This is a genomic window from Micromonospora sp. MA102, from assembly GCF_025460765.1.
GTDB classification, from domain to species: Bacteria; Actinomycetota; Actinomycetes; order Mycobacteriales; family Micromonosporaceae; genus Micromonospora; species Micromonospora halotolerans.
On sequence record NZ_JAMWEG010000003.1, the window covers coordinates 132,844 to 145,876 of the forward strand.

Consider the following 13,033-nt stretch of genomic DNA (forward strand, 5'->3'; position numbering starts at 1 on the left):
GACCGCCCCATGGCCCTCACCAACCGCCCCCGCACCGTGGCCTCGTACGGCACGGCCGCCGGCACCGGCACGCTCGCCGTGCTCCTGCTCGTCGCGGTCGGCGGCAGCCCCACGTACGTGGGCTGGGTGCAGGACCACACCGACCCGACCGGGGCCGGCGGCTGGTTCCTCCGGCTGCTCGCCTGGCCGGCCTGGCGGCTGCACGCCGACGACCCGTCGCAGGGCGTGCTCGCCACCAACCTGCGGGCGATCCTGCTGGTCGTGCTGGCCGCGGCGCTGCTCTACCTGCTGCCCGGCCCGCAGGTGGCCCGGGTGGAGAGCTCGGGCAGCCAGTTCTTCTCCGGCTGGGGCGCGTACGCCCAGGCCGCCGGGGTCACGGCCCTGCTGGCCACCCTCCTCGGGCCGCACGGCTCGCTCTTCGCCGCCTTCCAGTCCGCCAGCACCGGGGTCACCTACGGCTTCTTCGCCGGCTGGATCGTCGGCCTGGCCAGCCTGGGCGGCCGGGCCTGACCGGTCCGCCCCGCGCGGCGTGGGTTGGACCTTTCAGTCCAGCACGCCGAGGCCGAGCACCCGGGCCCGGCTGAGCAGCCCCACCGGCCTGCCGTCCTCGGTGACCACCGCCTGCTCGGCGCCCGAGGTGAGCAAATCGCCCAGCGCGTCGTACGCCGAACCGCCCAGGGGCACGGTCGGCAGGTCGGCCACGCCGCCGGCCGGGAGCGGGTCGAGCACCTCGCGGGTCACCGGGGTGACGGCCAGCCGGCGGATGCCGCGGTCGGCGCCGACGAACTCGCGGACGAACGGCGAGGCGGGCGACCCGAGCAGGGCGGCCGGGACGTCGTACTGCTCCAGGCGCCCGCCCTCGGAGAGCACCGCGATCCGGTCGCCCAGCCGGACCGCCTCGTCGAGGTCGTGGGTGACCAGCACGATGGTCTTGCGGACCTCGGCCTGGAGCCGGAGGAACTCCTCCTGGAGGCGGGTCCGGACGATCGGGTCGACGGCCGAGAAGGGCTCGTCCATGAGCAGCACCACCGGGTCGGCGGCGAGCGCGCGGGCCACGCCGACCCGCTGCCGCTGGCCGCCGGAGAGCTCGTGCGGGTAGCGGCGGCCGAACTGCCCCGGGTCGAGGCCGACCAGCTCCAGCAGCTCGTCCACCCGCGCCCGGGTCCGCTCCCGGGGCCAGCCGAGCAGCCCGGGCACGGTGGCCACGTTGGCGGCGACGGTCTGGTGCGGGAAGAGGCCGACGTTCTGGATGACGTAGCCGATGCGGCGGCGCAGCGTCACCGGGTCGACCCGGGTGACGTCGTCGTCGCCGAGCAGGATCCGCCCGTCGGTGGGCTCGATCAGCCGGTTGATCATCCGCAGGACGGTGGACTTGCCGCAGCCGGAGGGGCCGATCAGCACCACCAGTTCGCCGGCCTTGACCTCCAGGCTCAGCTCCCGCACCGCCTCCGTGCCGTCCGGGTAGCGCTTGCGGATGCGCTCCAGGGTGATCGAGGCCGCGCCGTGTCCGGCGGCCGGGGTAACGTCCACGTGTGTCCCTCCACCTGAGCTACCGGGCCGCGCCCGGTAACCCGTGGTTCTCCTGGCAGTACGTGCGGGACAACTCTGACACGATCCTCGCCGCCTTGCGTGAGCACACCTGGCTGACCGCCCGGGCCGTGCTGATCGCGGCACTCGTGGCGCTGCCGCTCGCCGTGGCCGCGTACTGGTTCCGCTCGCTGGCCGGCCCGATCCTGGCCCTGACCGGGGTGCTCTACACGGTCCCGTCGCTGGCGCTGTTCGCCTTCCTCGCGCCCTACCTGGGCATCGGCGCGATCACCGTGCTCACCGTGGTGGCGCTCTACGCGCTGCTGGTCATCGTGCGCAACGCCCTGGCCGGGCTGAACCAGGTGCCTCCCGAAGTGCGGGAGGCCGCCGAGGGCATGGGCTACGGCCGCTGGGGTCGGCTGCTCCGGATCGAGCTGCCGCTGGCGCTGCCCGGCATCCTCACCGGCCTGCGGCTCGCCACGGTCTCCACCGTGGCGCTGGTCACGGTCGGCGTGGTGGTCGGCCGGGGCGGCCTCGGCCAGCTCATCTTCGCCGGCTTCCAGAACAACTTCTACAAGGCCGAGATCATGACCGGCACGGTGCTCTGCGTGCTGCTCGCGCTGGTGCTCGACCTGATCCTGGCCGGCGTCGGCCGGATGCTCACCCCCTGGCTGCGGAGGCGGAGCTCGTGAACCCGGTGCAGCAGGCGGTCGTCTGGTTGAACGACCCGCTCAACTGGTCCAACCCGGGCGGCATCCTGGACCGGCTGGGCGAGCACCTGACCATGTCCGCGCTGGCGGTGCTGCTCGGCTGCCTGGTGGCCTGGCCCATCGGGCTCTGGCTCGGCCACACCGGCCGGGGCGGCGGCCTGGTGCTGCTGGTGTCCAACGTCACTCTCGCCATCCCGACCCTGGCCCTGCTGACCATCCTGCCGCTGACGTTCCTCGGCTTCGGTCGGCCGGCGGTGGTGGTCGCGCTCGCGGTCTTCGCGGTGCCGCCGCTGTTGGCCACCGCGTACACCGGGGTGCGGCAGGCCGATCCGGAGGCCCGGGACGCGGCGCGCGGCATGGGGCTGTCCGGCGGGCAGGTGCTGCGCCGGGTGGAGCTGCCGCTCGCGGTGCCCTACCTGGCGGCCGGCTTCCGCACCGCCGCCGTGCAGGTGGTGGCCACCGCGGCGCTGGCCTCGTTCGTGAACGGCGGCGGGCTCGGGCAGATCATCCGCGCCGGTTTTGGGCTCGACATCGCGGCCGGCGGCGGCCAGATCATCGCCGGCGGCGTCCTGGTGGCCGGGCTGGCGCTGCTCGTCGAGGGGGTGCTGGCGCTGGTGGAGCGGGCGGCCACCCCGCGCCCGCTGCGCCGGGCCCGCCGGGCGGCGACCCGCCGCGCGGCCGACGCCACGGCGGGCACCTGAGCCGGCACCAATGACGATCCGGTGACGAATCTCGCTCGAAGTTGTCGGTCGGGCCCGGAAGATATTGGCTGGAGTCGCGGGCGTTCGATCGGATCGCCCGTCGGACACGCGGCCGGCCCGGGACGGGCCGCGCCGGGACACGGAAGGCGGGCAACTGATGCGCGCACGTTCACGGTTGGCTGCGGGAGCGCTCGGCGCCCTCGCCGCGGCCAGTCTCCTCACCGGCTGCGGTGGCGCCGGTTCCTCCGGCACCGACGCCCCCGAGCAGGGTGCCTCCGGGGCCGGCTGCGCCCCGGTGGCGGGCGACAAGCTGGTCGTCCTCACCGACGACAAGAAGCTCCAGAACACCGACAACGTCATTCCGGCGATCAACTCGAAGGCGGCCACCCCGCAGCTCGTCGCCGCGCTCGACAAGGTCTCCGCGAAGCTCGACACCCCCAAGTTGATCGAGCTGAACCGGGCGGTCGACGTCGACCGGAAGACCCCGCAGGTCGCGGCGAAGGAGTTCGCCGACGCCAACGGGGTGACCGAGGGCGTCGAGAAGGGCCCCGGCGGCCAGGTGACGGTCGGCGCCGGCAACTTCAGCGAGAGCCAGACGATCGCCGAGCTCTACAAGATCACGCTCACCGCGGCCGGCTACCAGGTCAAGGTGCAGACCATCGGCAACCGCGAGCTCTACGAGCCGGCCCTGGAGAAGGGCCAGATCCAGGTCGTTCCCGAGTACGCGGCGACGATGGCCGAGTTCCTCAACACCAAGGCCAACGGCAAGGACGCCCAGCCGGTCTCCTCGCCCGAGCTGGACAAGACGGTCAGCGCGCTGAAGGCCGCCGGCGACAAGGTCGGCATCAGCTTCGGCCAGCCCGCCCAGGCGCAGGACCAGAACGCCTTCGCGGTCACCAAGGCGTTCGCCGACAAGTACCAGGTCGCCAGCCTCTCCGACCTGGCGGCCAAGTGCTCCGGCACGGCCACCGTGCTGGCCGGCCCGCCCGAGTGCCCGCAGCGGCCGAAGTGCCAGGCCGGCCTCGTCGAGGTCTACGACCTCAAGGCCGGCTCGTTCAGCTCGCTCGACGCGGGCGGCCCGCAGACCAAGAACGCCTTGAAGACCGGCGCGGCCAGCGTCGGCCTGGTGTTCTCCTCCGACGCCGCGCTCGCCGCAAGCTGACCACCGCCGTCGCACCGGCGGGCCCCCGGGCCCGCCGGTGCGGGGCAGCCGCAGGGGCCGGGAGGGAAGCCCAGGTCACCGGCGTTTACATCGATGCTTTCGGCCCGTTCCCTACCGGGGCAACTCTCGGTAGTCTGCTCAGCCATGCCCGCCTCGGTCGCCCCCGCCGAAAACCGCAGTCCGCAGCTGCTGACCGTCCTGTTCTGGATCGGCGTCGCGCTCGCGCCCCTGGCGGCACTCATCCTGCTGGTCGCCGACGGCAACGGCCCGCTCCGGTTCGGCGCCGTGCTGGCGATCCTGGCCGTCGTGCTGATCGGCCTCTCCATCGCCTTGCGGGCGGAGAGCGGCGGCGGGGTCTCCGGTGCGGAGGAACTGCGCGAGGAGATCGAGCAGCTCCGCCGGGAGCTGCGTAGCGAGATCGTGGCCGCCGCCCAGCGCGGCAACCAGGCACTCGACCAGGCCCAGCGGACCCAGGAGTCGGTCACCGCGCTGCGCCGCCGGCTCGACGCCGCGGCCGCCGGCATCGCCGCCGCCGCGGGGCTGACCACGTCCGCCGCCGAGGAACCGCCCGGTGGCCGCGCCCGGGTGCCGGCCGCCGAGCCCTACGACGAGGGGCGCGCCCGCACCGAGCCGGGCCGGGGGCAGCCCACCCGGGACGAGGACGAGGCGAGCCGCCGCCCGCAGCCCGCCGCCCGGTACGGCGCCGACCCCGCCGCCGAAAACCCCCGCCACGGCGCCGACCGCCCCCAGGCCGGGGTCTACGGCAGCGACCGCCCGCAGTCCGGGGTGTACGGCAGCGACCGCCCGCAGTCCGGTGTCTGCGGCGCCGACCGCCCGCAGTCCGGTGTCTACGGCGCCCCCCGCCCTCCGGAGCCGGAGGTCCGGGCGGAGCCCCGGCAGGTCGGGGTGGTCCACCACACCGAGACCGTGCACGTCACCACCCGCCACACGATCGTGGGCGGGGACGCCGACCCGGCCGGCGCCCGCTACGGCGGCTACGCCGGCCGCTGGTCTCCGGCCCCGGAGGAGCGTCCGTGGAGCGGCGCGGAGCCGGAGGAGCGTCCCCGTGCCGGATACCGGAGCGCCGACGACGAGCGGTCCCGGTCCGGGCAGGTGGGCGGCGGCTGGTCCGGCTCCCGGGACGACGCCTCCTGGTCGGGGGCGCCCGGCGGCGAGCACCCGTGGGCGGGCGTCGGCCGGGCCGGCGACGACCGTGGTTGGTCCGCGCGGGAGGCCGACGACCGGGGCTGGTCCGGCGACCCGGCCGAGGACCGGTCCTGGTCGGCCGGTCCGGGCGAGCAGCGATCCCGACCGGCCGCCGATCGGACCTGGCGACCGGGCCCGGAGGGGCCGGCCGGCGACCGGTCCTGGCCGCCGGCGCCCGGCGGCGGCGAGGAGGCCGGCTGGGCCCCCACCCCGCGCGACGAAGCCGTCCACGGCGGCCAGGTGGGCTGGGCGGGGCAGGGCGACCGCACCGGGCCGGGCGGCTGGGCGGGCCAGGGTGACCGGGGCGGCTACGGCGAGCAGGCGGGGACCGGTGCGGGCTGGACGCCGGCCGAGCAGCCCGGCCGGGCGGTGGCCGACGACCCGGACGGTGACTACTGGTCGGAGCTGCGCACCGGCAACCGGTGGGCCGCGGTCCGCGACGACGAGCACGGCCGGGAGATCCGGGTCGGGGAGCGGCGGGCCGAGGTGCACGCCGACGGCGGGGGCACCGAGTACCGGGTCGAGGACCGCTGGGCGGCCGTCCGCGGTGGGGGCGTTTCCGGGGAGGCGGCCGGCGGCCGGATTGAGGACGGCCGGCCGGCGCTCCCGGCCGGCGGGGTGCCGGTGCCGGACGAGTGGCGGCCACCGACGCAGCGCAGCGGCCAGCCCGAGTGGCGTCAGGTCGAGCCCGAGCCGGCCCGCTACGGCTACCCGCCGCGCGACGAAGCCCCCCGGGCCGGGGGAGCGCGGGGCACCGACCGCTGGCGCTGAGCCCCGGGCTACTTGTCGATGTCGCCGACCACGAAGAACATCGAGCCGAGGATGGCGATCAGGTCCGGCACCAGGCAGCCCGGGAGCAGGGTCGCCAGCGCCTGCACGTTGGCGTACGACGCGGTGCGCAGCTTGAGCCGCCACGGGGTCTTCTCGCCCCGGGACACGAGGTAGTAGCCGTTGATGCCGAGCGGGTTCTCGGTCCAGGCGTAGGTGTGCCCCTCGGGCGCCTTGACCACCTTGGGCAGCCGCGTGTTCACCGGCCCGCTGAGCCGGTCCACCCGGTCCAGGCACTGCTCGGCGAGGTCGAGCGAGGCGTACACCTGGTCGAGCAGCACCTCGAAGCGGGCGTGGCAGTCCCCGGCGGTCTTGGTAACCACGGGCACGTCGAGCTGGTCGTACGCCAGGTAGGGCTCGTCCCGGCGCAGGTCCAGGTCGAGCCCGGAGGCCCGGGCGACCGGCCCGGAGGCGCCGAACGCGGCGGCGTCGGCCGCGGACAGCACGCCCACGCCGACGGTGCGGGCCAGGAAGATCTCGTTGCGCCGGATGAGGTTGTCCAGGTCGGGCATCCGGCGGCGGACCTCGCCGATCGCGGCCCGGGCCCGCGTGGTCCAGCCGGCCGGCACCTCCTCCTTGAGCCCGCCGACCCGGTTGAACATGTAGTGGATCCGGCCGCCGGAGACCTCCTCCATGACCGCCTGGATGGTCTCCCGCTCGCGGAACGCGTAGAACATCGGCGTGATCGCGCCGATCTCCAGCGGGTAGGAGCCGAGGAACATCAGGTGGTTGAGCACCCGGTTCAGCTCGGCGAGCGCCATCCGCAGCCAGACCGCCCGCTCCGGCACCTCCATGCCCATGAGCCGCTCGACGGCGAGCACCACGCCCAGCTCGTTGGAGAACGCCGAGAGCCAGTCGTGCCGGTTGGCCAGCACGATGATCTGCCGGTAGTCGCGGACCTCGAACAGCTTCTCCGCGCCCCGGTGCATGTAGCCGACGATCGGTTCGGCGGAGACCACCCGCTCGCCGTCGAGCACCAGCTTCAGCCGGAGCACGCCGTGCGTCGACGGGTGCTGCGGCCCGATGTTGAGCACCATGTCGGTGCCGAGCTGCTCCCCGCCGGCCCCGGTGCCGACGGTCAGTTCGCGGAGGTCGCCGGCGTCGGTGGTCATGCCCGTCATCGTGCCATGAGCGGATCGAGGGCGATGTCGACCGGTTGCAGCAGCCACCAGTGCCCGCCGAGGCCGGCCGGGTCGGTCAGCTCGGCCACCGCCGACGCGGCGGCGAGCGCCCGCACGTAGCCGGCCGGGTCCCGGGAGGCCAGGCTCAGCGGGGGTCGCCCGCCGTCGGCCCCGAGCGCCCGCAGCCCCTCCCGCTGCGACACCAGGGTGTACGCACACCGCGCGACCCGCTCACCGGCGGAGGCGACCGAGTCCATGGCCACGTGCGCCGTCACGTCACACGACCCGTCCGGCACGGGCGCGACCTGCCGCCCGTTCCGGTATCCGGTGAGGCTCCCGGCGACCGGCCGGTCGTCCCGCAGGTGTCCGTAGTCCACGGCCAACGCGAGCCCCCGGTCGAGGTGTCCCACCGCCGCCGCCCACGCTTCGTCGCGGGTTCGGCCGATCTCGGCTCGTGTGCCGGTGGGGGATTCCGGGCGGCCCGACCGGCTCCACCACCACCGGTCCAGCCAGTCGGCGTCCTCGGCGTTCGCCGGATCACCGGTCGACTCGGCACCCGTGGCCGGGTCCACCAACCGATACCGCCAGCCCGCCGGGGTGTACGCGGCGACGTCCAGCGGAACGTTGTCCAGCCATTCGGTGGCCACCAGCAGACCCGTGACGCCTTCCGGGATCTCGTCCACCCACTCGATCTCCGCCGGCAGGTCCACAGGGCGGGGCGCCTTCTCGACGGCGATGAGCCGTACCCGCTCGGCCAGCGGAGCCCCCACGGCGACCGACAACGACCGCAACAGCTCGCCCCGACCGGCACCGATGTCCACCACGTCAAGACGAGCGGGATGACCGAGCGCGGCATCGACGGAAGACAGCAGCCGGGACAGGCAGGAGGCGATGAGCGGGGACGCGTGGACGCTCGTGCGGAAGTGGGCGGCCGGGCCCGGGCCGGAGACGAAGAAGCCGTCCGGCCCGTAGAGGGCCTTCGACATCGCGTCGCGCCAGGGGAGCGCCATCAGTTCATTCCTCGTTCAGGGGGCGTCACCGTGCCGACCCTACGGTCAGCGGACATGAGACGAACCGCAATCCCCGCGCTCGCCGTCGTACCGCTGCTGCTGGCCGCCACGCCCGCGGTGGCCGCGCCGGCGGAAGCCGCGCCGCGCCCGGTCCGGGCCGTGACCGAGACCGCCTCCCTCTTCGACGACGAGGCCGGCGGCGACGCGGACGCCGACGACCCGGCGATCTGGGTGCACCCGACCGACCGGGCGGGCAGCCTGGTCGTGGCCACCGCGAAGAACGGCGGCCTGCGGGTGTACGACCTGCGGGCCCACGAGCGGCAGGCGATCGCCACGCCCCCGGCGCCGGGACCCGACGACGAGTCCGGGCGGTTCAACAACGTGGACCTGGTGGCCGGGTTCCGGCTGGCCGGGCGGGCCGCCGACCTGGCCGTGGTCACCGACCGGGGGCGCGACCAGCTGCGCTTCTACCGGATCGACCCGGGCACCCGGCTGCTCACCGACGTCACCGCTCCGGACGTGCCGTTCGCGTTCAGCCGGGACCAGGCTGAGGTGAACGAGCAGCGCACCGCGTACGGGCTGGGCACGTTCGTCGACACCGACGGCGCCGCGTACGCGGTGGTGAGCCGGCGCAGCACCCCCGAGGTGGGGGTGTTCCGGCTGGTGGAGCGGGCGGGCCGGGTCAGCTACCGGCCGGTGGACCGGCTGGTGCTGCCGTCGACGTTCACCCTGCCCGACGGGACCGCCTGGTCGCCGTGCACCGACCCGGGCGACGGCCCGCAGGTCGAGGGGACCGTGGTGGACCCGGCCACCGGCGTGGTCTACCTGGCCCAGGAGAAGGTCGGCCTGTGGCGGACCCCGCTGGTCGGCGGCCGGTTCGCCGGCGCCCCGCGGTCGGTGGAGCGGGTCCGCGAGTACGGCGTCCCGGCGGCCTTCGGCGCCGAGGAGGACGACTGTGTCACCGACTACTCCGCCGATCCCGGCGTCGGCGGGCGGATCGCCCAGGACGTCGAGGGGCTGACCATCCACCGGACCGGCCGGTTCACCGGCACCCTGATCGTCTCCAGCCAGGGCGACGACACCTTCTACACCTACGACCGGCGCACCAACCGGCCGATCGGGCGGTTCGCGGTGGTCGACGGCCGAGTCGACGGCGCGCAGGAGTGCGACGGTGCGGCCGTGACGGCCACCCCGTTGCCCGGTTTCCCGGGCGGTCTGCTGGTGGTGCACGACGGGCGGAACACCCCGGAGACGCTCGGCGAGGACGGCGGGGCGCGCCCCGACACGGACTTCAAGTTCGTCGACGCGGGGTTCCTCCGCAGCCCGCGCTGACGTAGCAGGAGGGGCCGCTCCGCGCCTCCGGAGCGGCCCCTCCGCGCTGTCGGTGAAGGTTTTCACACATCCTTGTTTCGGCTCTGTGGCCCCGGCGCATACTTGCGATCGACCGGTACCCCCTTCGAGGACTGGATCGATTGCCATGAGCGCACCCCTGCGTTCGCGTACGGCCGCCCCACCGCGGGCCGCCGACGCCCCGCTCGTCTTCCCGCGCACCCTCACGGTCGGCGTGATCGGCGCCGGCCGGGTCGGCGCCGTGCTCGGCGCGGCCCTGGCCGCCGCCGGCCACCGGGTGGTCGCCGCCGCCGGCGCCTCGGGCGCGACCCGGGCCCGGATGGCGCTGCTGCTGCCGCAGACCCCCACCCGCTCCGCCGCCGCCGTGGCGCGCGCCGCCGCTGACCTGCTGGTCGTGGCGGTCCCCGACGACGCCCTCGCCGGCGTGGTGGCCGGCCTGGCCGAGGCCGGTGCGCTCCGCCCCGGCCAGGTGGTCGCGCACACGTCCGGCGCGCACGGGCTGGCCGTCCTGGCCGAGGCGGCGGCCGCCGGCGCCCGGCCGCTCGCGCTGCATCCGGCCATGACCTTCACGGGTACGCCGGACGACCTTTCCCGCCTCGCCGGCATCTCCTACGGGGTGACCGCCCCGGCCGAGCTGCGCGCGTTCGCCGCCCGGCTAGTGGCTGACCTGGGCGGTGTGCCGGAGTGGGTGGCGGAGGGCGACCGGCCGCTCTACCACGCGGCGCTGGCGCACGGCGCGAACCACCTGGTGACCCTGGTCAACGAGGCCGCCGACCGGCTTCGCGACGCCGGGGTGGACCGGCCGGAGAAGGTGCTCGCCCCGCTGCTGCGGGCCGCCCTGGAGAACGCGCTGCGGCTCGGTGACGACGCCCTCACCGGCCCGGTCTCCCGGGGCGACGCGGGCACCGTGCGCCGGCACCTGGAGCGGCTGGCGGCGACCGCCCCGGAATCCGTGCCCCCCTACCTGGCGTTGGCCCGACGGACGGCGGACCGGGCGGTCGCGGCGGGCCGGCTGCGGCCGGTCGACGCGGCGCTGCTGCTGGACGTCCTGGACGGCATGCAGGTGCCGGCGTGAGCCGGTCCTGCGAGCCCCGCAGTCCCGAACCGAGGAGGCACTGATGGCGGAGTTGGTGCACACCCGCAAGGAGTTGGCGGCGGCCCGCGAGGGCCTCACCGGCACGGTCGGCGTGGTGATGACGATGGGCGCGCTGCACCCGGGGCACGAGACCCTGCTGCGCGCCGCCCGGGAGCAGGCCGACCACGTGCTCGTGACGATCTTCGTGAATCCGCTCCAGTTCGGCCCGAACGAGGACTTCGACCGGTACCCGCGCACCCTCGACGCCGACCTGGAGATCTGCCGGCGGGCCGGCGCGGACGTGGTCTTCGCCCCCGCCGTGGAGGACATGTATCCGGAGGGCCAGCCGACGGTGCGGCTGAACCCGGGCCCGCTCGGTGAGGACCTGGAGGGGCTGAGCCGCCCCGGCTTCTTCCACGGCGTGCTGACCGTGGTCATGAAGCTGCTCCAGCTCACCCGCCCCGACCTCGCCTTCTTCGGCGAGAAGGACTACCAGCAGCTCACCCTGGTCCGGCGGATGGTCCGCGACCTGGACGTGCCGACGGAGATCGTCGGCGTGCCGACCGTCCGCGAACCGGACGGGCTGGCCCTGTCCAGCCGCAACCGCTACCTGTCCGCGGAGGAGCGGCGGGCCGCGCTGAGCCTCTCCGCCGCGCTGCGGGCCGGAGCCGAGGCCGCCGACGGGGGCGCGGACGCCGGCGCCGTGCTGGCCGCCGCCCACCGGGCCTTCGACTCGGGTACGCCCGGCGCCCGCCTGGACTACCTGGTGCTCACCGACGCCGACCTGGAGCCCGGCCCGGTCTCCGGCGCGGCGCGGCTGCTGGTCGCCGCCTGGGTCGGCGCCACCCGCCTCATCGACAACACGGCGATCCACCTCGCCCCGCGTTCCTGACCCGACCAGATCCCTCGGAAAGGCACCCCGATGCTCCGGACCATGCTCAAGTCGAAGATCCACCGGGCCACGGTGACCCAGGCCGACCTGCACTACGTCGGCTCGGTGACCGTGGACGAGGACCTGCTCGACGCCGCCGACCTCATCCCCGGCGAGCAGGTCGCGATCGTCGACATCACCAACGGCGCCCGGCTGGAGACGTACGTGATCCCGGGGCGGCGGGGCAGCGGCGTGATCGGCATCAACGGCGCGGCGGCGCACCTCGTGCACCCGGGTGACCTGGTCATCCTCATCTCGTACGGGCAGATGGACGACGCCGAGGCGCGCTCCTACCAGCCGCGGGTGGTGCACGTCGACGCCGACAACAGGGTCGTCGACCTGACCGCCGACCCGACCACGGCCGCCCCGGGCACCGCCGGCGACCCGGTTCCCAACCCGCTGGCCGCCGCCCTCAACTGATCCCGGGCCGCACGCACGGTCTGTCACCGGAAGGTCATTTCCCGCTACCCTTGTCGGACCGTCGGAATCGACGGTCGTCGGGCTGGGGGAGGCGCGATGGGCCGGGCGATGCGGAGCCTCGTCGCCGCGTTGGTCGCGGGGGCGGCGCTGGCCGGCTGTGCGCCGTCGGGCGGGCTGGACGGGGATCTCACCGACGACTGGGCCGCCCCGCCGCCGGCCGGCGCGTTCACCCCGGCCGCCGGGGTCTGCCAGGTCGCCGACTTCACCCCCGCCGTGGGCCTGTCCGGCTACGACCCGGTGGGCTGCGACCTGCCGCACCGGGTGGAGACCGTGCACGTGGGGACGTTCACGGTCGAGCGGGCCGGCCCGCCGGTGCTCGGCTCGCCCGAGCTGCGGACGGCCTTCGCCGACTGCGACATCCGGGCCGGCGGCTACGTGGGCGACAACTGGCGGGCCGGCCGGCTGCGGCTGGCCGTGGCGCTGCCCACCGGGCCCGGCTGGGCGGCCGGGTCGCGCTGGTACCGCTGTGACCTGACCGAGCTGGCCACGGTCGAGGCGGCGGCGACCGTGGTGACCCGGACGGGCAGCCTGCGCGACGCCCTCAAGGGTCCGTCCCCGCTGCGGCTGGGCTGCCAGCGCACCGGCCGGGACGCGCGCCGGGTGCAGACGCTCACGCCGGTCGACTGCCGTACCGCGCACGACGCCGAGTTCGTCGGGGTGTGGGCGGCGCCGGACCGCCCGTACCCGACGAAGGACGCCGACTGGGCGCCCCTCTACACCGGCTGCAACACGGTCCTGGCGTCGTACGCCGGCGTGCCGGACGACCCGACGCTGCGGTTCCGCAGCGGGGTGGTGGTCCGCCCGCCCGGTGCCGGCCGGTGGGCGGTCGGCGATCGGGGTGTGCGCTGTTACCTCTGGCTCAGTGACCGCACGGTGACCGCCTCGCTCAAGGGGGCCGGCCCGGCGGGCCTCCCGGTGCGGACGAGGTAGCC

General features: G+C 75.2%; 13 protein-coding genes. 10 read left to right on the forward strand and 3 right to left on the reverse strand.

What is annotated here, in order from left to right; translation table 11 throughout:
• Positions 1-9 precede the first annotated feature (9 nt).
• Complete coding sequence (locus NFX44_RS07135) at positions 10-510, forward strand: hypothetical protein (protein ID WP_262282704.1); 501 nt, start codon at positions 10-12, stop codon at positions 508-510.
• A 33-nt stretch (positions 511-543) separates the two neighbouring features.
• Here the strand turns inward: NFX44_RS07135 and NFX44_RS07140 are convergent, their stop codons facing one another.
• Positions 544-1,530, reverse strand: coding sequence for an ABC transporter ATP-binding protein (locus tag NFX44_RS07140; protein ID WP_262282705.1), 987 nt, complete (start codon positions 1,528-1,530; stop codon positions 544-546).
• Positions 1,531-1,532: 2 nt separating this feature from the next.
• On the opposite strand from NFX44_RS07140, the gene NFX44_RS07145 reads away from it, so the two are divergent.
• The 4 genes from NFX44_RS07145 (at position 1,533) to NFX44_RS07160 (ending at position 6,077) form a co-directional block, all read left to right on the forward strand.
• Entirely contained in the window at positions 1,533-2,219 is a 687-nt protein-coding gene (locus NFX44_RS07145) for an ABC transporter permease (RefSeq protein ID WP_262282706.1), read from the forward strand.
• Entirely contained in the window at positions 2,216-2,938 is a 723-nt protein-coding gene (locus tag NFX44_RS07150; protein WP_262282707.1) for an ABC transporter permease, read from the forward strand. Before NFX44_RS07145 ends, NFX44_RS07150 begins: the two co-directional genes overlap by 4 nt.
• A gap of 157 nt (positions 2,939-3,095) precedes the next feature.
• On the forward strand, positions 3,096-4,100 hold the full coding sequence (locus NFX44_RS07155) for a glycine betaine ABC transporter substrate-binding protein (protein ID WP_262282708.1): 1,005 nt from the start codon (positions 3,096-3,098) through the stop codon (positions 4,098-4,100).
• A 144-nt stretch (positions 4,101-4,244) separates the two neighbouring features.
• Positions 4,245-6,077 carry a hypothetical protein gene (locus NFX44_RS07160; protein WP_262282709.1) on the forward strand — a complete coding sequence of 611 codons (1,833 nt, stop codon included), beginning with the start codon at positions 4,245-4,247 and terminating at the stop codon, positions 6,075-6,077.
• 8 nt (positions 6,078-6,085) lie between these two features.
• Here NFX44_RS07160 and NFX44_RS07165 read toward each other — a convergent pair whose 3' ends face one another.
• On the reverse strand, positions 6,086-7,255 hold the full coding sequence (locus tag NFX44_RS07165; protein WP_262282710.1) for an NADH-quinone oxidoreductase subunit D: 1,170 nt from the start codon (positions 7,253-7,255) through the stop codon (positions 6,086-6,088).
• On the reverse strand, positions 7,252-8,265 hold the full coding sequence (locus tag NFX44_RS07170; protein WP_262282711.1) for an SAM-dependent methyltransferase: 1,014 nt from the start codon (positions 8,263-8,265) through the stop codon (positions 7,252-7,254). The genes NFX44_RS07165 and NFX44_RS07170 overlap by 4 nt, the downstream gene beginning before the upstream one ends.
• Positions 8,266-8,319: 54 nt before the next feature.
• Here NFX44_RS07170 and NFX44_RS07175 point away from each other — a divergent pair, with 54 nt between their 5' ends.
• From NFX44_RS07175 to NFX44_RS07195, 5 genes are all read left to right on the forward strand, one after another.
• The gene (locus tag NFX44_RS07175) at positions 8,320-9,597 is read left to right on the forward strand and encodes a phytase (protein ID WP_262282712.1); all 1,278 of its coding nucleotides are present in this window, start codon (positions 8,320-8,322) and stop codon (positions 9,595-9,597) included.
• Positions 9,598-9,742: 145 nt separating this feature from the next.
• The gene (locus NFX44_RS07180) at positions 9,743-10,690 is read left to right on the forward strand and encodes a Rossmann-like and DUF2520 domain-containing protein (RefSeq protein ID WP_262282713.1); all 948 of its coding nucleotides are present in this window, start codon (positions 9,743-9,745) and stop codon (positions 10,688-10,690) included.
• Between the two features lie 43 nt (positions 10,691-10,733).
• Entirely contained in the window at positions 10,734-11,582 is an 849-nt protein-coding gene (panC, locus tag NFX44_RS07185) for a pantoate--beta-alanine ligase (RefSeq protein ID WP_262282714.1), read from the forward strand.
• A gap of 30 nt (positions 11,583-11,612) precedes the next feature.
• Positions 11,613-12,041: an aspartate 1-decarboxylase gene (panD, locus tag NFX44_RS07190; RefSeq protein ID WP_099163397.1), complete on the forward strand. Its 429-nt coding sequence runs from the start codon at positions 11,613-11,615 to the stop codon at positions 12,039-12,041.
• A gap of 96 nt (positions 12,042-12,137) precedes the next feature.
• Positions 12,138-13,031, forward strand: a complete 894-nt coding sequence (locus tag NFX44_RS07195) for a septum formation family protein (RefSeq protein WP_262282715.1) — start codon at positions 12,138-12,140, stop codon at positions 13,029-13,031.
• Positions 13,032-13,033: the final 2 nt, after the last annotated feature.

What these genes read in the sequence shown, in the direction of transcription:
- NFX44_RS07175 (WP_262282712.1), top strand. Translation starts at nt 8,320, where the DNA reads ATGAGACGAACCGCAATCCCCGCGCTCGCCGTCGTACCGCTGCTGCTG.
- NFX44_RS07155 (WP_262282708.1), top strand. Translation starts at nt 3,096, where the DNA reads ATGCGCGCACGTTCACGGTTGGCTGCGGGAGCGCTCGGCGCCCTCGCC.
- NFX44_RS07160 (WP_262282709.1), top strand. Translation starts at nt 4,245, where the DNA reads ATGCCCGCCTCGGTCGCCCCCGCCGAAAACCGCAGTCCGCAGCTGCTG.
- NFX44_RS07165 (WP_262282710.1), bottom strand. Translation starts at nt 7,255, where the DNA reads ATGACGGGCATGACCACCGACGCCGGCGACCTCCGCGAACTGACCGTC.
- NFX44_RS07135 (WP_262282704.1), top strand. Translation starts at nt 10, where the DNA reads ATGGCCCTCACCAACCGCCCCCGCACCGTGGCCTCGTACGGCACGGCC.
- NFX44_RS07170 (WP_262282711.1), bottom strand. Translation starts at nt 8,265, where the DNA reads ATGGCGCTCCCCTGGCGCGACGCGATGTCGAAGGCCCTCTACGGGCCG.
- panC (WP_262282714.1), top strand. Translation starts at nt 10,734, where the DNA reads ATGGCGGAGTTGGTGCACACCCGCAAGGAGTTGGCGGCGGCCCGCGAG.
- NFX44_RS07195 (WP_262282715.1), top strand. Translation starts at nt 12,138, where the DNA reads ATGGGCCGGGCGATGCGGAGCCTCGTCGCCGCGTTGGTCGCGGGGGCG.
- NFX44_RS07180 (WP_262282713.1), top strand. Translation starts at nt 9,743, where the DNA reads ATGAGCGCACCCCTGCGTTCGCGTACGGCCGCCCCACCGCGGGCCGCC.
- panD (WP_099163397.1), top strand. Translation starts at nt 11,613, where the DNA reads ATGCTCCGGACCATGCTCAAGTCGAAGATCCACCGGGCCACGGTGACC.